This is a genomic window from Thermoleptolyngbya sp. C42_A2020_037 (assembly GCF_015272455.1).
Taxonomy (GTDB): Bacteria; Cyanobacteriota; Cyanobacteriia; order Elainellales; family Elainellaceae; genus Thermoleptolyngbya.
Genome location: NZ_JACYLP010000022.1, coordinates 1 through 20,858 on the forward strand (window position 1 = coordinate 1; position 20,858 = coordinate 20,858).

Sequence of the window (20,858 nt, forward strand, 5' to 3'; positions counted from 1 at the left end):
AGATGCGCGTCTTTTCCAGCCTAGTTTTTCTACCAAGAAGGTGACACGCACCCATCGCCAAGGTGCGTCCGTCGGGGCTAATTTCGAGGGCAGAAACGGAGGTTTTTTGCCAGTTCAAGCCTTTCACTAACTTTCCCGATCGCAGATCCCAAAAGGTAATACTGCCGTCTTTGCTAGCGACAATCAGAATCGGCTGATGCGGATGAAAGGTGAGGTCAGCGATCGCCTCCGCATTGGGTCTGAGCGTTTTGAGCAAAGCGCCCGTCCGCAAATGCCAGAGTTTGACTTCAGGCATGGCATTAGCGCTGGCTAAAATTTCGCCATTTGCGCTAAGAGCCAGCGAGGCGATCGCCGCTGATCGGGTTTCTAATGCAGCCAGTAGTGTGCCTTTTAGCGGATTCCACAGCTTAATTGATCCGTCTTTACTGGCGCTAATTAGGCTCTTGCCATTTGGGGAAAATAGCAGTCCTGTGACTTCATCGTCATGTGGCTCTAGGGGATGAATCCATTGCCACGTTTGACCTTTGGAGTTTTGCGGAGTCAGAATTTCGGAAGCAGTTTCAGGCTCAGATTGAGCCGTTCGATCCGACCGAGAGGTACGGTTTTGGGGAGTGAGTCCCAGTTCTTTGGCTTTTCTCAGGTCTGATTCTGCCCCTAGCTCCAACCCCATCAAAGAATAGACAAAGCCCCGATGTTGATAAGCTTCTGCATAGTCTGGATTGAGCTTGATGGCGCTGCTGAAATGGGCGATCGCCTCTTCATATTTTCCGTCCTTGGTCAACTCAGCACCCGTCCGGTAAAGCGCTTCTGCGGCCGATGCCCCTGAAGCGTAGATTTTGGTCTGTGCCGACGAGGATTTGGATGACGAATGATTTGCGGTTGGGCCTGAGTTTTCTCGCTCTTGAGACTGTTCTCCTGACTCAGTTTGAGGAGAGGGATTTTCGATGAGAAACGCCTTGATTTTTTGATAGGCTTCATTGATTTTTTTGAGTTCCTCTTCGGCCTGTTTCTTCTGTTGCGGATCACGAAACTGATCAGGATGCCAGCGCTTTGCTAGGGCCCGATAAGCCGCCTTTACATCAGCTTCGGATGCGCCAACTTTGAGATGAAGACGCTCGTAATAGGAATGAATTTCTGCCATATTTCAGCACTCAAGTTGGCACACAAGTTGACCTGCTAGTTAACCCTGCTCAGGGTTGCCTGATCGCGACGGGTGGGATGGTCTAGTATTCACAGGAATCATGAGTGGGCAATCAGAATGGGGCAATCTGAACAAGCGCCATTCACATGGAGACAACTGGGACAGCAGGCACAAATCGCGGGGATTCAGAAAATCTGTCCTGCTGTTGCGAGAATTTTGGAGTGGCCTTGCTACAGTCGTCAGAAGTCGCTCCTTACCGAACGTCACTACCCATGAATGCCGTTGACCTTGCCTTTACCCCTGCGCTAGAGCAGGCTCGCCTGATTCGGAGCCGCGAGGTGTCGCCTCTGGAATTGGTAGAGCTATACCTAGAGCGAATCGAGCGGCTGAATCCCTTGCTGGGCAGCTATTTCACCGTGATGGCCGAGGCGGCGATCGCCACGGCAAAAGACCAGACCGAGCGGCTCCGCCAGGCAGACCCCAGCGAACTGCCGCCGTTTTTGGGTGTCCCTATCTCTATTAAAGATCTGACTCCGGTGGCGGGTGAGTGCTGTAGCTATGGTTTGAGCGTGGCAAAGAATCGAGTCGCTGCCGAAGATGCGGGCGTGGTGACGCGGCTGCGGCAGGCGGGCTTCGTGCTGCTGGGTAAAACGGCCACCTCAGAAATTGGCTCCACGCCTTTTACGGAGCCGCGCGGCTTTCCACCCGCCCGCAATCCCTGGAATCCGGACTATACACCGGGCGGCTCTAGCGGCGGCGCGGCGGCCTCGGTGGCGGCGGGTTTGGCGGCGATCGCCCAGGGCACAGACGGCGGCGGCTCAATTCGCGGACCCGCGTTTTGCTGTGGGCTGGTGGGGCTAAAGCCAGCACGAGGGCGGGTGTCGCTGGCTCCGGTGGGCGATCGCATGAACGGGCTGTCTACCGATGGCCCCATCGCCCGCACGGTGGCAGATGCAGCCGCCCTGCTGGACGTAATGGCGGGCTACACCGTGGGCGATCCCTACTGGCTGCCCGACCCCGAACCCAGTTTTCTGGCAGCAACGGAGCGATCGCCCGGTCGCCTGCGGATTGGCTATACTACTGACTTTTCGCCCATCGGGGCTGCCGATGCCGCCTGCACCCAGGCCGTGCTGGACACGGCAAAGCGGCTGGAGGCGCTGGGCCACACGGTCGAACCTGTGCAGATTGACCTGAATCAACTGGTGGAGCCGCTGATCGCCGTCTGGCAAACGGGCGTAGACGTGGGCGTGCCGTGGTTTGTGATGGGCAAGCTAAATCGCTGGCTCTACTGGCGATCGCGCAAACGCAGCGCCGGACAATACCTGACCGCAGTGAACCAAATGCAGATTGCCGCCCGCCAGATTGTCGCAACGCTGTTGCCCTACGATGCCGCCCTGTTTCCCGTGTTTCTCCATCCCACGATTCGCGTGGGGGAATGGGCTAGCCTACCTGCCCACAAAATGTTTCAAAACATTGTCCACTGGGTTGCGCCCAGCCCCATCTTGAACGCAACCGGACAGCCGGGTATTGCTATCCCGACGGGATTCACCGAAACCGGATTACCCATCGGCGTTCAGCTGGTGGGGCGGCCCGCCGACGAAGTGACGCTCATTTCCCTGGCGGCACAGCTAGAGCAAGACCAGCCGTGGATTCAGCACCGGCCGGCGATCGCCATCTCCTAAAATGGGCTTTCCTGCAAATAAGGGCTGACCCCCTGGCCAGCCCCCGCAAACCATGCTCTGAATTAGAGACTCGCGGACTGAGACACCGATAAACTTAGAACCGATCGGTTTCTCGCGGCGTACCAGTGAGTCCAGACTGATCCAGGAACAGGTTTTGGGCCGAGTCGTTTTGGTAAATGCAGGTGACGCGCACATTCTCCCCACCTTTCTGGATGTCGCCCGTAAAGCCGAAGGTATTCAAACGGCGACGGCACTCATTTACTTCCTGCGCGTTCACCACGTTCGCCTTCTCCAGAATCGACCAGTTGCTACTCCGCAACACGCAGCCGGGTTGCATCACCGGACGCGACACATACACGCTAAACGGGTTCAGCGTCAGAAACGCCCGCATGTCCATCGTGATGGCGCTGGCTCCATATTGCACGCAGATGTCAGCATTGGGAGCGCTGCGGTCGATCACTTCTCGCGAGGCGACGTTCTCCGTGCCAAAGTTTGCCGTCGAGCTAAAAGCAATGCCAAGTCCGATGCCCAGAATCAACACGGCAGCCATCAGCATTGCCGTGCCGTAGTTAATGGCTGAGCCGAGGGGCGATCGCTTGGGTTCGTCATCCATATAGCGGGAAGCAGGGGGACGCTGGGGTGCCTTGGGTCTACGTGCCATAGGGAAATATCTGGAAAAGCACAACGACTACTAAAGAAGCCAGGACTGGGCACTTGCCGAATCCTTTCATCCAGTTTAGTGCCTCGCTTGGGAAATCGACAGGCACGGGGGCAGGAATCGAAAAACAGGGTTTGGGGAAAGGGGGGAAAGGGGCAAGTCGAGATTCTCAAGCTTCCAGGGAACAGCGGCAGCGGTTTACGAATTGCAACAAAACCGGGCATCATATAAGAAGAGGTAATACCTAGCTATCACGGCTTTGGAATGATTTAACGCTGCTTTCTGGTTTGCCGTTGGTTTGCAATTAGCTCGCCAATGGTTCGCTACTGTCTCACTCCGCACTCTGCCATGCCCCGTCGCCGCCCCGTGTTTCAGGCAATTCTGCTCGTCGATGGCTACAACGTGATTGGAGCCTGGGACGTGCTGCGACAATTGCGCGATCGCCACGGGCTGGAAGAGGCGCGGCGTGGGCTAGTGGAATCGCTGGTGGGCTACAGCGCGTTTCAGGGCTTTAACACGCAGGTCGTGTTCGACGCGCAATATCAGGATACGCCGGGCAGCCGCGAAATCATTACCGAAAATCTCTGCATCTGCTATACCGACTTTCAGCAAACAGCAGATACCTTTATCGAACTAGCCTGCTCTCGCTTTCGCAACGATCTGCGGAAGTTTGAGCAGCGGCTGATTGTGGCCACCTCTGACCGGGCGCAGCAGCAGACGGTCATCGGCTACGGCGCAGAACTGATGTCGGCGCAGCGGCTACTGTCGGAAGTGGAGGCGGCAGAGCGGCGGGTGCGGCAGCGACAGTTCACCAAGGGGCGATCGCCCGGCCGCTTCCTAGCCAATTCCCTCGACCCACAGGCGCGTGAAAAGCTCTCCCGACTACGGTTTGGAGAGTTAGAGCCTGAACAGCCCTAAAGTGGCTTTCAGCAACCCCAAGCCTCCATCTCTCCCGTCTCTCTTTTCGTTTTTCGTTCTTCTTTTTTCGTTTTTCATTTTCCCTTCTTCCCAACGGCTCCAAAAAAATCTCAAAAAAACTGCGGTTCGCTCTTGCCAACTGGCCGTTTCGATCTGTTAATATGAGATTCGCGTTCCTCAGTAGCTCAGTGGTAGAGCGGTCGGCTGTTAACCGATTGGTCGCTGGTTCGAATCCAGCCTGGGGAGTTTTTTGAATTTTGTGCCATGCTCTCTTCTGCGGTGGTTGATGCGTCGAGTCAGGGCTGGCGAGAGATCTGGGAATTAGACCCTGCTTTTACGTTTCTAAACCACGGCTCCTTTGGCGCGTGTCCACTGGCCGTGCAGCAGAACCAGCAAGCGCTTCGGCGGCAGCTAGAGGCGCAGCCCGTGCAGTTCTTTGGGCGATCGCTCGAACCCTTGCTAGACGAGTCGCGGGCGGTGCTGGCCGCATTTGTGGGGGCGAGTCCTGCCGATCTGGCCTTTGTGCCCAACGCCACGACGGGCGTGAATACTGTGCTGCGATCGCTCTCGTTTCGCCCTGGCGACGAACTGCTGACCACAAACCACGAATACAACGCCTCCCGCAACGCGCTAGACTTCGTGGCCCAGCAGAGCGGTGCAACCGTGGTGGTGGCAGACATTCCCTTTCCGCTCACGAGTCCATCACAGGTCGTGCAAAGCGTGCTGAGTCGCGTCTCCGACCGGACGCGGCTATTGCTCATCGACCATGTGACCAGCCAGACGGCGCTGGTGCTGCCGATTTCGCCGCTGATTCAGGCGTTAGCCAATCAGGGCATCGACACGCTGATCGACGGGGCCCACGCTCCGGGCATGGTTCCGCTGCATCTGGGCGAGCTGGGCGCGGCCTATTACACAGGCAACTGCCACAAGTGGCTCTGTGCGCCCAAAGGAGCAGCATTTCTCTATGTGCGCGAAGATCGGCGCGATCGCATTCGGCCGCTGGTAATCAGCCACGGAGCCAATTCTCCCCGGCGCGATCGCTCCTTTTTCCATCTGGAATTTGACTGGACGGGCACGGGCGACCCCACGCCGTTTCTCTGTGTGGGCGCGGCGATTCAGCATCTCGCGGCGCTGCTGCCCGGCGGATGGGCGGACATCATGGCGCAAAACCGGGCGCTGGCGCTGTGGGCGCGGGAAATGCTGAGTCAACGGCTGGGTTTGGGGTTGCCCTGTCCCGACGCGATGATCGGCTCGATGGCGACGCTACTGCTGCCAGAGGGCGATGCCGACTCGCTCTACCGGGTGCTAGTCGAAGACCACGCCATTGAAATTCCCGTGATCCCCTGGCGGGGCGCGTCCAATCGGCTGATTCGCCTGTCGGCGCAGCTTTACAACACGCCCGCAGACTATGATCGGTTGGCAGATGTCCTTGCGCTATTGCTTGCCAAATCCCAGTGACCGATCGCTTTTCCACAAATTCGACTGCCAAACTTGTCCCTGAAGGGCGATCGCTCCTTTGGCTATTGGGATGGATGCTGCTGGGTCTGGCACTGCGGTTTGCCCGCCTGTCGGACAAAGCCCCCTGGACGGACGAATTTTCTACGATGGTCTTTAGCCTGGGCAACAGCTTCCGCACCGTGCCGATAGACCGCGTGATTTCTCTATCGGAACTGATGCAGCCGCTCGTGCCCAACCCCGATGCAGGCGTGGGCGATGCCGTGCAAACCCTGCTGAGCGAGAGCAACCATCCGCCGCTGTATTTTGTGCTGACGCACCTCTGGCTGCAACTATTTTCCCCCGACGGAGGGTATGTCTCGCTGTGGGGCGTGCGATCGCTCTCTGCCCTCTTTGGTACGCTGACGATTCCCGCTGCCTTTGGGCTGGGCTGGCTGGCCTTTCGCAATCGCCCCGCTGCTCACCTGGCCGCCCTGCTGATGGCAGTGTCGCCCTTTGGCGTGTATCTGGCGCAGGAGGCACGGCACTACACGCTGCCCGTGCTGTGGGTGATGGCCTCCCTAGCTTGCCTGCTGGCGACCGTTCGCGCTTTGCAAACCGGGAAAGCGCCCGCGCTTTGGCTCTGCGGCGCGTGGATTTTGGTGAACGGGCTGGGGCTGGCGACGCATTATTTTGTGGCGATCGCCCTTGCTGCCGAAGCGTTGACCCTGGTCGGATTGGCGCTGCTGCAAATTCGCCAGCGCAACTTTCGCCTGGGGGCGGGCTGGGGGCGGGTGCTGGCAGTGGGCATGGGCACGCTGCTCAGCGGGTTGGTGTGGCTGCCAACGATTCAGGGCACGCAGGAATCGGAGCTAACCCGCTGGATTGTGCGGCGCGATCGCACGGGGTTGGCGTGGCTCACTCCCCTAGGACAGTTGCTCAGCGGGCTGGTCAGTATGCTCTATTTGCTGCCCGTCCAGGCAAAGTCGCAGGTTATTGCCTACGCCTCGGTGCTGGCGCTGGTGGGGCTGGCGCTGTGGACGGCTGCCAAACTCACGGCTGGTCTGCGGCTCCAGGTTCAGAAAACGCCCGATGCAGTCCTGCCGCTGGGGGGCGTGGTGCTAAGTGCGATCGCCCTGTTTTTGCTCATCACCTATGGCTTTCAGCGCGACCTGACCGTGGCATTTCGCTATCAGTTTGTGGTTTACCCGGCGGTCATGGTGCTGGTTGCGGGAGGACTCGCGGCCCTGTGGCAACGGGGGGAGCGGCGGGTGATTCTTCTGGTAGCCTTGCTGGGGCTGCTGGGCAGCCTTACGGTGCTGGCCAACCTGGGCTTCCAAAAAACGCACCGGCCCGACTTGCTGGCGCAGCGGATTCGGGAGAATACCCGCTTTCCGGTTCTAGTGGCGATCGCCCACCGCACGCATGGGCAAACGGGTCGGCTGATGGGCGTGGCGTGGTCCTGGCGATCGCAGTTTCCAGATGCCCCCGAACCGCGTTTTCTACTGGCGCATCAGGAGTCCCCCACAGCGGCGATCGCCCCCAGCATCCTCCGCGCTGTGGCGACCCAGCCTCGACCACTCGACCTCTGGCTGCTGAATATCGAAATTCCCCAGCGTCCGGCGCTGCTTCGGGGACTAGCGCAACAAAACTGCACCGTGCTAGACGACGGCACGGAAGACGGCTATCGGCTGCACCACCTCCGCTGCGAGGGCTAGATCTTCGCGGCAAGGCGCTGCATGAGCTGCGGCGCAGTCAACACGCCCTCAATCCGATCCACAGGCTGCCCCTGCTTAAACAGCACCAGCGTCGGCAGCGCGTAGACCTGATACTTTGAGGCCAAATCTGGATAGGCTTCGGTGTTGATTTTCACGACCCGCAGTTTGGACTTCATCTGGGCATTCACCTCTTCCAAAATCTTGCCCATCATCTGACAGGGGCCGCACCAAGTTGCATAAAAATCCACCAGCACAGGCTTTTCCGACTGGTCAATCATTTCTTGAAAACTGCCAAAGGCTTTTTTAACGGCCATCGTCGCATCCTCCGTTGAGTAGGGCTTGGGGCTGCTTGTATCTCCATCCTAGTGAGGATTTCTCGCCGCGAGGGGCGGTTTTCTGGCAAGGCGCTGCGGGTTTTCTCACCAGTCCTGCCCCCTTGACCGACTCTCCTAAATTCATGGACTCGCATTGGGATAAGATGAACTCTGGATTTTCGAGAAACGGCTATGACAACACAACGGTTAGCAGGACAGGTCGCCATCGTGACGGGTGCATCGCGGGGAATTGGACGGGCGATCGCCCTGGCCCTGGCCGCAGAGGGCGCAAAGGTCGCCGTCAACTACGCCAGTTCCAGCGGGGCGGCCGATGCGGTGGTGGCAGAGATTGCTGGGACAGGCGGTGAGGCGATCGCCCTGCAAGCCGATGTATCGAAGGCGGATCAGGTGGATGCGCTGTTCAACGCCGTCATGGAGAAGTGGGGGCGGGTCGATGTGCTGGTCAACAATGCAGGCATTACCCGCGACACGCTGCTGCTGCGGATGAAGCCAGAGGACTGGCAGGCCGTCATCGACCTGAACCTGACGGGCGTGTTTCTCTGTACCCGCGCCGCCAGCAAGATCATGCTGAAGCAAAAGTCTGGGCGGATCGTCAACATTAGCTCGGTCGTGGGGCTGATGGGCAATCCCGGCCAGGCGAACTACAGCGCGGCCAAAGCGGGCGTGATTGGCTTTACCAAGAGCGTCGCCAAGGAACTGGCCCCGCGTGGGATTACCGTGAATGCGATCGCCCCTGGGTTCATCGCCACCGACATGACCCACGGGCTAAACAGTGAAGATATTTTGAAGTTCATTCCGCTGGGGCGCTATGGACAGGCCGAAGAGGTTGCTGGAGCGGCCTGCTTTCTCGCGGCTGACCCCGCTGCCGCCTATATCACTGGGCAAGTGCTGAATGTAGACGGCGGAATGGTGATGGATTAGAGCGAGAGATGAAGGGCTAAAGCAGGGGCTAGACGGCAATTCAAAAGCCTCTGAGGAAATAGGCCGAAGCTTTACCTCAGAGGCTTTAAGACTAACGCTGGTTAGGTTAGTGCAAGAAAACAAACGAGGCGCGATCGCCTCATCCGCTCCTCAAACTCGTCTCAGCTAGGCAGACGCGGTTTCCGCCACCGGATACACGCTCACCTTCTTGCGGCTCTTGCCCTTGCGCTCAAACGTCACCACGCCATCAATCAGCGCAAACAGGGTGTCGTCGCTGCCAATGCCAACGTTGAAGCCAGGGTGAACTTTGGTGCCGCGCTGACGCACCAGGATGCTGCCTGCGGTCACGGTTTGTCCACCGTAGCGCTTCACGCCAAGGCGCTGTGCATTAGAGTCGCGGCCGTTGCGAGTGCTGCCCGTTCCTTTCTTGTGTGCCATGATTCCTGCCCTTTTCTAAATCAACAAACTCACGTCTCAAAACCAGAAACTGCGCTCCAGCTTACCCTCTAGGCTTCTGCGTCGTCTGCCGCAGGTTCCAGGGCAGTGTCCACCAGATCAGTCGCCTGAACAACTTCAGATTTTTTTGCAGCCGCTGGGGCCGCGCCGCCCAGGTGAATCGCGTCGATCATCAGGCGGGTCAGATCTTGGCGATGGCCTTGCTTCTTGCGGGTTTTCTTTTTGGGGCGCATCTTGTAGACGATGATTTTGCGGGCCCGCAGATGGCGCATGACAGTCGCTTCGACGGTTGCCCCAGCCACCAAAGGCTGACCCACCGAAATTTCGCCCTCGTTTTCAACAAACAGCACCCGATCCAGGGTGACTTTTTCGTTTTCGCCCACATCCAGGCGGTTCACGTCGTAGAACCGGCCCGGCTCTACCCGTAGTTGGGTTCCACTCGTTTCGACAATTGCGTAGGTCATTTTCGTAAAGCGATCGCCGTACAGGCCGCATCAGGGAAAGGCGTTGAGCCATGTCCTTTATGCTGTTTAGAACCTGATCCGAGCGCATAAACAACAGTTAACCATTCTCGCCAAGAATCTGCCAAAGTGTCAAGTTCGCTTTCGTTTCCACCAGGGGATCTATAGTAAATGAGTAATGCGGTGCGAAGAATCGCGTCTGAACGTGACAGCGCTATGAATGCTGGCAATTTCATCTATCGCGGCTTAAAAAACGGCTTGATTCGGCTTATAAAGCTGCACTCGGTTAAAGGGCACTTGGGCTGGGCAGCGGGGTCGGCGCTGGTGGTGCCGCTGTGGTCGATGCCGATTTTGCCTGTGGAGGCGTTTGAGATAGAGGCGATCGCCCCCCTGCCGCCACTGGTGCCGCTGCTATCTACAGTAAGCCTGCCGCCCGCTTCGGCAGATCCGCTGCCCGATTCACCCCAGTATTTACCGAATTTCCCTTCCTTCAACAGCCAGCGGCTCGACCAGCAGATCCGGCTCTATTCGCACTACGTAATGACCGAGGGCACGCCCGATGTGCTGATTATCGGCAGTTCGCGGGCGTTGCAGGGCATCGACCCGGCGGTGCTGCGGCAGGCGCTCGCAGAACGGGGCCGCCCCAACCTGCGAATTTACAATTTCAGCATTAACGGCGCGACGGCTCGCGTGATGGATCTGGTAGTCCGCCAAGTGCTGCCGCCCGACCGCCTGCCGCGGCTGATCATCTGGGCAGACGGGCTGCGGGCGTTTAACAGCGCCAAGGCGGACGTGACGTTTAACGGCATCACATCTTCAGCAGGTTATCGCCAGTTGGCGGCGCGTGTGCGAACGATTCCGCCGGAGCCTGTGCCCGCGTCGCAGGCGATCGCCGAGCAGCCGCCCGAAATTTGCCTGGAGATTCCGCCGATTCCAGTACTGGCAAAGCCTGTGGTCAACCCAGCGGCCCCTAGCGCAACGGCGCAAGCATCGACCCCCGCCCCCACGGACGCGCGATCGCCCGCTGCAACCACGGGGCAAGTCTCAGGGCAAGTCACGGGGCAAATTTCTGGGGGCGATCGCAAAGAAGAAAAAGGTCAAACGCCTCACCCGGAGCCTGTTCTATCCTCCTCTGTAGATTGGTCGAATCCCGACGCGGCGAACTTTTTCTTGGATCTTCGGTCCACGCTGACACCGTTGCAGATGGTTCCTGATCTGACCGATCCACAGCGGGCGTTTCCGGGGGATGCGCTGCTGGCGGAGTCGCCCGTCTGTCTGTCGTTTCTCGATCCGACGCTGCCCGCGCCGAGCCAAGTAGCCTCGGTGGTGGTGTTGCCCGATGTGCCTGCAAATTCGGGATTGCGGGCGGATGGCTTCGAGGCGATCGCCACCCAGTTCAACCCCGCCACGTATTACCGCCAGTTTCCCCGCGTTGCGGGCCAATACGACAGCAACTACACGCCGTTTCAGCTGACTGGCTCCCAGACCCAGGCGACGGTGGCGCTGACCAGCTATGTGCGCGATCGCCAGATTCCCCTCGTATTCGTCAGCCTGCCGCTGACTCAGGACTACCTCGATCCGCTGCGTCGTCGCCGCGAGCAGCAGTTTCGCCAGCACATGCAGCAGATCGCCACCCAGCAGCGGTTTCTCTTCCGCGACCTGAGCCTGCTCTGGCCCACGCGCAATCAATACTTCGCCGACCCCAGCCACCTGAATCAAGACGGTGCCGCAGCGGTCGCTCGTCACTTGGCCCAAGATCCGAATATTCCCTGGCCATCGCCCCGTCCGTGATCTGAGAATTGTGTCTGGCTCTCAGCAGTTTGCCTGACTTGCAAAGCCCGGATGTATGAAGCAATGTCCCCAAGGGCGATCGCCTTCTGTAAATTTTGGGTGGAGGAGGGCGATCGCCCCTGTTGCCATCTCCGGGAAACCGGGCACACTAGACTTAGAGATTCGTGACAGCCGAACTGCAAAACTCGCAATCCTACTGGGCAATCCTACTGGTTTTTCATGACACAGGTTCAGGAAATCTAGAGCCTGAATCCGCTCAAACTCTGTTCAAACTCTCTGGTTCCAGGATGTTAGACCCAACTGATTTGGTCTAGCGTACATTGCATCCTTAGAGATGCACCTTTGAAAGTGCGTCAAAGTGCATCTTTGAAGATACCCCCACAATTCTGCAATACACGCCATGCCCCAACATCAAACGCTTTTATCCAGTGTTAAACCCAGTGTTAAGCCCAGTGTCAAACAGCCAGTCGCAGTGTATCTGGCAGAGTTTGCCTACTTGGGCACAACCGAGCTAGCCGATGAACTGCTCATTCAAGCCGAATCTGCAAAGCAAGCAAGACGTTTCGCAAAAGAATACGCCGCACATTGGGGTATTGAGCTATTTGCCATTACCCAGGCAACCAAGCAGCAAGTCCGCCTGTATCGACTGCTGGGCAGATCCGTTTTGCTGAGTGCAGCCTGAAGACGATTCGTGCATTAAGATTGGGGCATTAGCGGGCATCAGAATAATGTGGCGATCGCCTTGCAATAATGGCAGTAAAAATGCGGCAAATGAGTTAGAGAAACCTCATCTGCCGCACTGATGGAAACAATCATAGAGACGATTGGGTGAAGGCTGTTGAGCCAGACATACTGATGAACCCTTGTACATCAAGCCCCTCATCACATACACCCTTTATCAATCGAAGTGTGCATAGGAAGCGCCTGACAGTCAAAATCTTGATGAGAGGACTCACGGTCAGGAAGTTCGATGTCAGGAAACCCTGATTGATGAGCTTGCGGTTACTCTTCAACTGCGCCGTCTTCATCGATTTGCTTCAGACGAATATGCTTTCGCCCAAGAGAAATCTCAAACTCGTCTCCGGGCTGCAAATTCATCTGCTTAGTGTAGGCAGAGCCAATCAGCAAGTTTCCGTTAGACTGCACCGTAATGCGATAGCTGGCGCTGCGTCCGCCGCGACCATTTGCCGCAGATTTGCTGTCTAGCTCGATTCCCTCCGCGTCAATCAACGCATTCAGGAATTTCATCATATTGACCCGCTCTACACCATTTTTAGTAACGGTATAGTATCCGCACTCCCTAGCCTTCTCTTCCTTGGTAAGGTTTTCTAGTTGCTTCACCTTAGCCAGCAGAGATTCTCCTGTCAGTGGCTCGATCTTCTTTTTTCTACTCATTCACCTAAACTCTAAAACGAGCGACTTAGAAACATTGCGCCTTGCCTAACCGAAGACCCCATTCATCGGGAACTTCTATTCAGGACATTGCTCTAGCTTTTGACTTCACAGCGTTTGCTTGCTAGCTGAAGCATCCCCTCTATGCCCTGTGCAAGGATCATGATAATTCACACCTTCACTTGCTTTAGACCTGCCTCAGAAACGCTGTAGCTTGCCCCTATGTTACAACGAGATAGATAAAGCCATACATTTTTCTAAGCGGCGTTCGAGAAAGCTCATTTCACTCTGGCGCTAGGGCGATTTCACCTTCTGATCGCGGCTAAATGTTCAGCCAAACCATTGCTTGTCAGCAGTTGTCCATATGGACGAGCCATTCATTAGCCCATCTATATAGACGATGAGTTTATATCAAATAACGAGTTTGGAACCAACTTTTTTGACAGGGCTTGTAGGCAAATTGAATGCAACCCGTTTGGTCATCTTCAGGAGGACAGTGGGCAGCCTAGGGGTTGCAATCAGAAACCTGCTTGAGATCGGTGCATCAAGATAGCTTCTGAGGCGGATATCTCTGCTTACTTGCATGACTGACTTGCTGAACGGAATCGACTGGCTGTATGAGCGGAGCGCTGGATAACAATCTCAGCGCGATCGCCCGCTTCTCTATCTCAGGGCAAACGCATACTCAGGACGCGAGGAGGTGAGGGAGGAATCGTCCCATGCAGCACGGTTAATATCCAGGGGTTTGGCAATTCTTCATAGAACTACGCCAAAACCGGAGCCTGCCAGATAGAATCAGGTCAGTGCAACAGCAGTTAGGATTCTTTAGTTAGGGTTCTTTGTCAGGCTCTTTTTTGTAGAACTCTTTGTCAGACTTTATATTGTCAGACTTTGATATTGTCGGACTCTTTGTTGAACCGTGGGGAGGAGGCAGCGTGGACGAGCTAAGGGCAGCGTTGGAACTGGCGACCGAAGAGGAATTGGAAGTGCTGACCGAGATCCTGTTCTGCCGCAAGCTGAACCCGCTAGACTATGTGTATACGCCCGACCCCGTGGCGGTGTGTAGCCAGGAGCGCGATCGCTGGCTGAGCGATTTGGAGCAGCGCTTTCGGTTTTTGGCGGCGGACGGGATAACGGTGTTGCAGGGCAAGACGCGCCACGTCACCTACCGCCAGGTCTTGATCCAGATTTGTCGCTATCTGCGAATTCCTTATTCCCTCAGCCTGTCCACCGCAGAGCTAGAAGCGGAGATTTTTCTGACGTTGCTCCAGCGGGCGTGGCAGCAGTTGCCCCCGTCTGAGCAGCGGGTATTAAACAGCGAATTGCAGGAGTCGCTGTCCCATGCTGAGCTAACTCGCCAACTTCCGCCGTCGCTGCAAACCAACCCATCTGGTCTGCTGATGAAGGGCGGCAGTGCGCTGGCGGTGAGTGCGGTGGTGCGGCCGTGGCTGCTGCAAATGATGGCGCGTCAGTTTACGCTACACGCGGCGACCTACCAAGCAGCAAAACAGGCCGGCGGGGCGATCGCCAATCAGGTTGCGGTGCGGGCGGCCTATCGCGGCATGGCCGCCAGCGCTGCTCGGTATGGGGCTGTGCGCTCGGTGCTAGCGGTACTGGGGCCGGCGCTGTGGGCGTGGTTCTTTGCAGATTTGGGCTGGCGGGCGATCGCCACCAACTATGCCCGCGTCATCCCTGTTGTCTTCACCCTGGCTCAAATCCGCCTGATTCGCGCCGCCGAATGCCCCGCCTAAACCTATCCCCTCATTAAGCCATCATGTTGACTTTGGAAGGAACTGTTGAAAAATCTACCCTTGGCATGGGCGCGTGGGCGCTGAGGACCGAGCAGGGCACCTATGAAATCATGAAAAACGCGCCAGAGGGCTTGCTGAAGGCAGGTCAGCAGGTGCGTGTGACGGGAAAGGTGCGCGACGATGTGATGTCGATTGCCATGATTGGCCCGGTTTTGGAGGTGAGTGGGTTTGAGGTGATGGGATCTTGAGGTGATAGAATCTCGAGGGCATGGGATCGTAGCAGGATTGCCGGAGGACGCGGCTTTCTGGTTCTACCCCCTTCCGTTCCTTGGCCCTGGTTCCGGAATCCTGGCTGCTTTTTGTGTAGTTAGTAAATATTCTCATGTGATATCGGATAGAGATATCATTAGAGCGATCGCCCTTTCAATTTACTGCTATGCTCCAGCCTCCTCCGGTTGCATCTCCCTCCCGGTCTACCCCTCCTGAAAAGTCGGTTTATCGCTTCAAAACTGGATCGCGTCTGATTTTGACTTCGGGCGCATTGGCGCTGCTGAGTTTGGGCGGGTGGGCAGTGTATGCCTGGGTGACCAGTCGGGGGCCCGAGCCAGTAGCGGTGCGCCTGTTGACGATAGAGCGGGATACGGTAGAAACCGTCATTAACGAAAGCGGCACGCTGGAGCTGGGCGGGCAGCAAACCCTGCTGTCGCCGCTGGAAGGGGCTGTGGAGCAGGTGCTGGTGGCACCGGGCGATCGCATCGAGCAGGGGCAAACGTTGATCGTGTTGCGGAATCCCGATCGCCAAACGGCCCTGCTAGAGCAGGAATTGCAAGCCGCAAAGCAGGTGGAAACCCTGGCCCGCAGCCAGATGCAGATTGACGAAGCCAGGGCACAACTGAGCGCCGATCAGGAGCAATTGACCACGCTGCAAGGGCTGGCCAACGCAGGCGCAATTTCGCGGGAACGGGTGCAGCAGCAGGCTACAGAGGTGCGGCGATCGCTGGCAGCGCTGCGAGATGCAGAGACGGCTGTGAAGACGGCTCGCTTAGAACTCCAAAGCTTGCAGTTGCAGCAGCGGCGCACCCAGCAGGAACTTCAGGACACCATCATTACGGCACCGAGGGACGGCGTGGTGCTGGGATTGAGCGTGAAGGACGGGGACGGTGTAGAGCGGCGGACGGAGTTGCTGACGCTGGGCGATCCGCGCCAGGAATTGGTGAAGTTGCAGCTTTCCACTTTGAATGCGGCGCAGGTGCGCCCCGGACAAACGGCACGGGTGACGGTGATTGGACCCGACCCAACGGTGTATCTGGGGCGCGTGGTGGAGTTGTATCCGCAGGCGATCGCCTCTGAGTCTGGTGAGTCCCAATCTGCCCAGACCACCGTGCCGACGACGATTCGCCTCGATCGCCCAACAGGAACGCTAATTCCTGGCAGTTCGGTCAATGTGGAACTGGTGCTACAACAGCGCCAGAATGCCGTGACGCTGGAAATCGAGGCGTTGCAGCGCAATGGCGAAAATTCGTTCGTCTGGCTGATGGACGGCAACGGACGGGCCCAGCAGCAGCCTGTGGAACTGGGACTGGAGGGACTGACGGAGGTAGAAATAACGAGGGGGCTGCGGCCGGGCGATCGCGTCATTGTGCCGCCGCCAGACGTGCTGCTGACGCCGGGAATGCCCGTTGTGCCTGCAAACCCGTTAGATGCATCTGGCAACGCAGAGCGGAATTGACGGAGGGCGAACCGTGAGCCTTGCGCCGGGAGATTTGCTGATGCTGACCTGGCGATCGCTGCGCGGCAACCCCGTGCGATCGCTCCTGACGACCCTGGGCACGCTGATGGGTGTTGCCGCCGTCAGCGCCACGCTGAATGTTGGCGACATTAGCCGCGCCGTGATTGCCCGCCGTCTGGCCGATCAGGAAGCGCCCCAGGTGACAGCGATTCCTGAGTGGATGGGCGGAAATGATTGGGTATCGCTCCAGCAGAGCGATATTGCCTACTTGCAGCAGCGCTTGCCTCAGGCGGCCGTGGTCAGCGGGCTAAAGTGGGACGGGCCGAAAGAGGCGCTATTTCGCGATCGCCGCGCCCGGCCCAGCTTCGTTGCAGTAGACACCGACTATCTCCGCAGTTCTGGCAATCGGTTGCAGTCGGGGCGATTTTTTACGTCCGCTGATCTGGCGGCTTACCGTCCGGTTGCCGTGATCGATCAGATGCTAGCCGCGTCCCTGTTTCAAGATATATCAGCGGTCGGCGAGCAAATTTATGTGAATCGTCAGCCGTTCACTGTGGTGGGTGTCATCCATCGCAAAGTCAATCCCGAAAGCACAAATCGAGACGGTCTTTTATTGGTATCGCTCTCGTTCTATAGCGCTCTTACGGGCAATCGCGGTATGGATGCCGTGCGCGTTCGGCCCAAGCAACTCACTCAGATTAAACCGCTGGAAGATCAGGTGAAGACGCTGATGCAACAACGCTATGGCGGGCATCGCTTTTACACCTGGAATAACGTGGAAGAGGTATTGCAGCAGCAGGAGATGCTAACGCTCACATCGCGGGCCCTGGCGGCCGTCGGAGCCATTTCGCTGCTGGTGGGTGGGGTAGGCATTGCCAATATCATGATTGCCGCTGTAACTGAGCGCACATCAGAAATTGGCATCCGTCGTGCCATTGGCGCAACCCAGCAGGAAATTTTGGTGCAGTTTGTGCTGGAAGCGGTACTGCTGAGTTCGATGGGCGGTCTGGTGGCGATCGCCTCGGTTCACGGACTCACGCTACTCGTCGCCCAACAGTTTGACCTGCCCTACCAATTCAACCCCCGCACTGCTACAGTGGCCATGAGTTCTGCCCTGCTCGTTGGCATCGGAGCCAGTCTGTTCCCTGCCCTCCGCGCCAGCCGCCTCGACCCCGTAACCGCGCTCAGGGAATAAACGGCTGGGCATTCAGGCTTAGATTCAAAATCTAAAATCCAAAATCTAAAATCCAAAATTTCAAAATGCGTCTTTTTCTCATCGCACTGCTATCTTTTTTACTGGTCTTTAGCCCGTCACTTCCCGTTCACGCTGCTGATCTAGAGACGGGTGCAGCTGTGTTCGAGGTTCACTGCGCGGGCTGTCACGTCAACGGGGGCAATATCATTCGGCGCGGCAAGAATTTGAGGCAGCCCGCACTGGAGAAGAACGGCTATGCCACGATAGAGGCGATCGCCCAAATTGTTGCCAACGGCAAGGCCAACATGTCTGCCTACAAGGACAAGCTCACGGCTGAAGAAATCGAATCCGTCGCCGCCTACGTCCTTGATCGCGCCGCTGCGGGGTGGAAATCCTGAGCGTTCCAAAATTTTGGCCTGAAAACCCCGCCCCTCAAAACCTGCGATATCCTAAGGGTGATGCCCGATTTCAACCTTCACATTCATATATGACCCAACGTTCCAATCGAATCTGCATTCTGGGCGGCGGGTTTGGTGGGCTATACACGGCCCTGCGCCTCAGCCAGTTGCCCTGGACAGACGCAAAGCCAGAGATTGTGCTGGTGGATCAGCGCGATCGCTTCCTGTTCTTGCCGCTGCTCTACGAGCTGGTGACTGGGGAACTGCAAACCTGGGAGGTTGCGCCGCCGTTTTCGGAACTGCTGGCCAACACAGGCATCCAGTTTCGCCAGGGAACCGTTGCCCACGTAGATGTCACGGCTCGCCAGGTACAACTTCAGGATGGCGCAACGCTGGACTATGATCGCCTGGTGCTGGCCCTGGGCGGCGAAACGCCCCTAACGATGGCACCTGGTGTGGCGGAATATGCCATCCCCTTTCGCTCGATTGAGGATGCCTATCGGCTGCAAGAGCGGCTAAGAATCCTCGAAGCATCGCCCGCCGACCGGATTCGCGTGGCTATTGTGGGCGCAGGCTACAGCGGCGTAGAACTGGCCTGCAAGCTGGCGGATCGGCTGGGCGATCGCGGTCGGGTGCGTCTGGTGGAACTGGGCGATCAGATTTTGCGAAATTCTCCCAGCTTTAACCGCGACGCTGCGACAAAAGCCCTGGAAAAGCGCGGAGTTTGGATCGACCTGGAAACCCAGGTGACCGAGGTGACCGCAGACAGCATCTCGCTAGACTATCGCGGCAAAGTAGACACCCTTCCGGTCGATATTGTGATGTGGACGGTGGGCAACAAGGTGCCAGACTTTGTGAAAAGCCTGCCTCTGCCCCAGACCGAGCGCGGGCAACTCCTCGTCAGCCCAACCCTGCAAGTGGTAGACTACCCAGAAATCTTTGCCTTGGGCGACCTGGCCGAGATGAAGGATGCCGACGGGCAAAAAGTGCCTGCGACGGCTCAAGCCGCGTTCCAGGCGGCAGACTATGCCGGATGGAATGTGTGGGCTTCTCTGTGCGATCGCCCCCTGTTGCCCTTCCGCTATCAGCACCTGGGCGAAATGCTCTCCCTTGGCACCACCGAAGCCACCCTCACGGGACTCGGCGTTTCCCTCGATGGGCCCGCCGCGCATCTCTTCCGCCGCCTCGCCTACCTCTATCGAATGCCCACCTTCGACCATCAAATCAAAGTAGGGCTGAACTGGATCACGAAACCGATTCGGGATCTGCTGGCAAGCTGAAGGGGAAAAAGGGAAAAGGAAGAACGAAGAAGGAAGAACGAAGAACGAAAAAAGAAAAGCGAAAAAAGATAGAGATGCTTTTCTGGGTTCTTTCCAACTCCTCGCTTGAGCGCCCCTTATGGCTGCTTCGCTCGTCTCTCCCCAGCGCATTAATCCGCTAACCCCAACCCCCAACTTTCACACTTCCTTCTTCCCTCTTCGTTCTTCCCTCTTCCTTTTTCGTTCTTCCTTCTTCGTTCTTCCTCCTTTCATCCCCCCCTCCCCCAATGCCCCTCCCCAAGGTCATTTTCTTTGATGCAGTTGGTACGCTGTTTGGTGTTCGCGGCAGTGTGGGTGCGGTGTATGCCGATCTGGCCAAGCGGTTTGGGGTGACGGTGGATGCAGCGGCGGTGGATCGGGCGTTTTTTAAGAGCTTTAAGGCTGCAACGCCGATGGCTTTTCCAGGAACCGATCCGACGGAGATTCCCGACCGGGAGTATGCCTGGTGGTGGGCGATCGCCGCTGAGACGTTTCAAGAAGTTGGCGTGCTGAACCAGTTTGCGGATTTCTCTGCCTTTTTCAGTGCGCTCTACGATCACTTCGCTGCCGCAGACCCGTGGTTTGTCTACGCCGACACCCTGTCCACGCTGGGTCAATGGCGCGATCGCGGCGTGGAACTGGGTGTGTTGTCCAACTTCGACTCCCGGATTCACAGCGTGCTGGAAGCGCTGGATTTGGCCAACTACTTCTCCTCGGTCACGATTTCTACCGAAGCAGGCGTATCCAAGCCAGATGCTCAAATCTTTCAACTGGCGCTGAAAAAGCACGACTGCCCGCCTGCTGCCGCATGGCACGTCGGCGACAGTTTCCGAGAAGACTATGAAGGCGCGACGCGGGCGGGGCTGCGGGGCATCTGGCTGAAGCGGGAATAGCCTGTCTCCACATGGCTACATTGCGAGCTTTATGGCTGCTCTATCCAGTCGAAAATCCCAATCGAGAATTCCAATTGCAAATCCCAAAAATCGCAAATCTAAAATCGAGAATCGCTCTTAGAAACCTCTCTGTTGGGCAGAGTCTTCGTGTCTCTTGGCAGTGGCAACGGTCGTTGAGTAAGTTTCTACGTCTTTTTGGATAATATCCTCGACTTGGCTGGCGAAGAAGTCGAACGCCTCTTCATGGGTGGGGTATTGTGCGTATAGCCCGGTCAGTTGAGAAAACTGCCAGCCCTGGGTTTTCAGGGACTCTACGCTGCGGCGGTAGTGTCGCCAGCGTTCGCCGTACTTGAAAAATTCCTCGACTGCTGCACAGGCCGCAACCACCGTGCTGATGCCCACTGTAGACCAGCGGATAATGGCATCTGCATTGCGGTTATCAACGTTATTCAGGCTCACCAGCACTGGCACCAGCACGCCGCCAATAATCGTGGTCAGCCGCAGCCGATAATAGCGATCGCGCGCCCTACCGGCCTTGTTCTCCATCCACAGCACCTGATCTAGCCAGCGCGATCGCAGGTAGTGTCGCTGGGTTTCGTCTAGTTCCAAGGTGTTAAACAAGGTGCCAAAATCTTGCTTAAGCTGCTCGCGGTAGGGGTCTTTGCTAGCCATAATGCACCCTGGGTT

At 57.4% G+C, this 20,858-nt stretch carries 21 protein-coding genes and 1 tRNA gene; 15 read left to right on the plus strand and 7 right to left on the minus strand.

Going from position 1 to position 20,858, the window contains the following annotated elements; genetic code table 11:
• The coding region (locus IGS16_RS06620) for a DnaJ domain-containing protein (protein WP_297084390.1) at positions 1-1,141 on the minus strand (1,141 nt) is incomplete at its 3' end.
• A 272-nt stretch (positions 1,142-1,413) separates the two neighbouring features.
• Between IGS16_RS06620 and IGS16_RS06625 the strand changes: the two genes are divergently transcribed.
• Positions 1,414-2,823, plus strand: coding sequence for an amidase (locus IGS16_RS06625; protein WP_297084392.1), 1,410 nt, complete (start codon positions 1,414-1,416; stop codon positions 2,821-2,823).
• A 94-nt stretch (positions 2,824-2,917) separates the two neighbouring features.
• On the opposite strand, the gene IGS16_RS06630 is transcribed toward IGS16_RS06625, so the two are convergent.
• On the minus strand, positions 2,918-3,436 hold the full coding sequence (locus tag IGS16_RS06630; RefSeq protein ID WP_197673443.1) for a DUF3172 domain-containing protein: 519 nt from the start codon (positions 3,434-3,436) through the stop codon (positions 2,918-2,920).
• 393 nt (positions 3,437-3,829) lie between these two features.
• On the opposite strand from IGS16_RS06630, the gene IGS16_RS06635 reads away from it, so the two are divergent.
• From IGS16_RS06635 to IGS16_RS06650, 4 genes are all read left to right on the plus strand, one after another.
• Positions 3,830-4,399: an NYN domain-containing protein gene (locus IGS16_RS06635; protein WP_297084395.1), complete on the plus strand. Its 570-nt coding sequence runs from the start codon at positions 3,830-3,832 to the stop codon at positions 4,397-4,399.
• Between the two features lie 174 nt (positions 4,400-4,573).
• Positions 4,574-4,645 (plus strand) — tRNA-Asn (locus tag IGS16_RS06640).
• Between the two features lie 18 nt (positions 4,646-4,663).
• On the plus strand, positions 4,664-5,857 hold the full coding sequence (locus tag IGS16_RS06645) for an aminotransferase class V-fold PLP-dependent enzyme (RefSeq protein WP_297084397.1): 1,194 nt from the start codon (positions 4,664-4,666) through the stop codon (positions 5,855-5,857).
• Entirely contained in the window at positions 5,854-7,551 is a 1,698-nt protein-coding gene (locus IGS16_RS06650; protein ID WP_297084399.1) for a glycosyltransferase family 39 protein, read from the plus strand. Before IGS16_RS06645 ends, IGS16_RS06650 begins: the two co-directional genes overlap by 4 nt.
• On the opposite strand, the gene trxA is transcribed toward IGS16_RS06650, so the two are convergent.
• Positions 7,548-7,865, minus strand: a complete 318-nt coding sequence (trxA, locus tag IGS16_RS06655) for a thioredoxin (protein WP_297084401.1) — start codon at positions 7,863-7,865, stop codon at positions 7,548-7,550. The two genes, IGS16_RS06650 and trxA, sit on opposite strands and share 4 nt — an antisense overlap.
• Before the next feature lie 192 nt (positions 7,866-8,057).
• Between trxA and fabG the strand changes: the two genes are divergently transcribed.
• Positions 8,058-8,807, plus strand: a complete 750-nt coding sequence (gene fabG / locus IGS16_RS06660) for a 3-oxoacyl-[acyl-carrier-protein] reductase (RefSeq protein ID WP_297084402.1) — start codon at positions 8,058-8,060, stop codon at positions 8,805-8,807.
• Between the two features lie 165 nt (positions 8,808-8,972).
• On the opposite strand, the gene rpmA is transcribed toward fabG, so the two are convergent.
• Positions 8,973-9,245 (minus strand): 50S ribosomal protein L27, encoded by a 273-nt coding sequence (gene rpmA / locus IGS16_RS06665; protein ID WP_068511494.1) that lies wholly within the window; start codon positions 9,243-9,245, stop codon positions 8,973-8,975.
• A 68-nt stretch (positions 9,246-9,313) separates the two neighbouring features.
• A complete protein-coding gene (gene rplU, locus IGS16_RS06670; protein ID WP_297084405.1) occupies positions 9,314-9,727 on the minus strand; it encodes a 50S ribosomal protein L21 in 414 nt (137 codons plus the stop codon).
• A gap of 213 nt (positions 9,728-9,940) precedes the next feature.
• On the opposite strand from rplU, the gene IGS16_RS06675 reads away from it, so the two are divergent.
• Both IGS16_RS06675 and IGS16_RS06680 read left to right on the plus strand, forming a co-directional pair.
• Complete coding sequence (locus IGS16_RS06675) at positions 9,941-11,515, plus strand: hypothetical protein (RefSeq protein ID WP_297084407.1); 1,575 nt, start codon at positions 9,941-9,943, stop codon at positions 11,513-11,515.
• Between the two features lie 400 nt (positions 11,516-11,915).
• On the plus strand, positions 11,916-12,197 hold the full coding sequence (locus IGS16_RS06680) for a hypothetical protein (protein ID WP_297084409.1): 282 nt from the start codon (positions 11,916-11,918) through the stop codon (positions 12,195-12,197).
• A gap of 320 nt (positions 12,198-12,517) precedes the next feature.
• Here IGS16_RS06680 and IGS16_RS06685 read toward each other — a convergent pair whose 3' ends face one another.
• Positions 12,518-12,910 carry an AbrB family transcriptional regulator gene (locus IGS16_RS06685; RefSeq protein WP_297084412.1) on the minus strand — a complete coding sequence of 131 codons (393 nt, stop codon included), beginning with the start codon at positions 12,908-12,910 and terminating at the stop codon, positions 12,518-12,520.
• Between the two features lie 932 nt (positions 12,911-13,842).
• On the opposite strand from IGS16_RS06685, the gene IGS16_RS06690 reads away from it, so the two are divergent.
• The 7 genes from IGS16_RS06690 (at position 13,843) to IGS16_RS06720 (ending at position 20,171) form a co-directional block, all read left to right on the plus strand.
• A complete protein-coding gene (locus tag IGS16_RS06690; protein WP_297084414.1) occupies positions 13,843-14,658 on the plus strand; it encodes a hypothetical protein in 816 nt (271 codons plus the stop codon).
• A gap of 20 nt (positions 14,659-14,678) precedes the next feature.
• Positions 14,679-14,906 (plus strand): hypothetical protein, encoded by a 228-nt coding sequence (locus tag IGS16_RS06695; RefSeq protein ID WP_367185742.1) that lies wholly within the window; start codon positions 14,679-14,681, stop codon positions 14,904-14,906.
• Between the two features lie 188 nt (positions 14,907-15,094).
• Positions 15,095-16,387, plus strand: coding sequence for an efflux RND transporter periplasmic adaptor subunit (locus IGS16_RS06700; protein ID WP_297084417.1), 1,293 nt, complete (start codon positions 15,095-15,097; stop codon positions 16,385-16,387).
• A gap of 13 nt (positions 16,388-16,400) precedes the next feature.
• On the plus strand, positions 16,401-17,582 hold the full coding sequence (locus IGS16_RS06705) for an ABC transporter permease (protein WP_297084419.1): 1,182 nt from the start codon (positions 16,401-16,403) through the stop codon (positions 17,580-17,582).
• A gap of 65 nt (positions 17,583-17,647) precedes the next feature.
• Positions 17,648-17,980 (plus strand): c-type cytochrome, encoded by a 333-nt coding sequence (locus IGS16_RS06710; protein WP_068511480.1) that lies wholly within the window; start codon positions 17,648-17,650, stop codon positions 17,978-17,980.
• 89 nt (positions 17,981-18,069) lie between these two features.
• The gene (locus IGS16_RS06715) at positions 18,070-19,260 is read left to right on the plus strand and encodes an NAD(P)/FAD-dependent oxidoreductase (protein WP_297084422.1); all 1,191 of its coding nucleotides are present in this window, start codon (positions 18,070-18,072) and stop codon (positions 19,258-19,260) included.
• Between the two features lie 266 nt (positions 19,261-19,526).
• Positions 19,527-20,171, plus strand: a complete 645-nt coding sequence (locus IGS16_RS06720; protein WP_068511475.1) for an HAD-IA family hydrolase — start codon at positions 19,527-19,529, stop codon at positions 20,169-20,171.
• A gap of 117 nt (positions 20,172-20,288) precedes the next feature.
• Here the strand turns inward: IGS16_RS06720 and IGS16_RS06725 are convergent, their stop codons facing one another.
• Positions 20,289-20,843, minus strand: coding sequence for a DUF4231 domain-containing protein (locus IGS16_RS06725; RefSeq protein ID WP_297084425.1), 555 nt, complete (start codon positions 20,841-20,843; stop codon positions 20,289-20,291).
• Between the last annotated feature and the right edge of the window lie 15 nt (positions 20,844-20,858).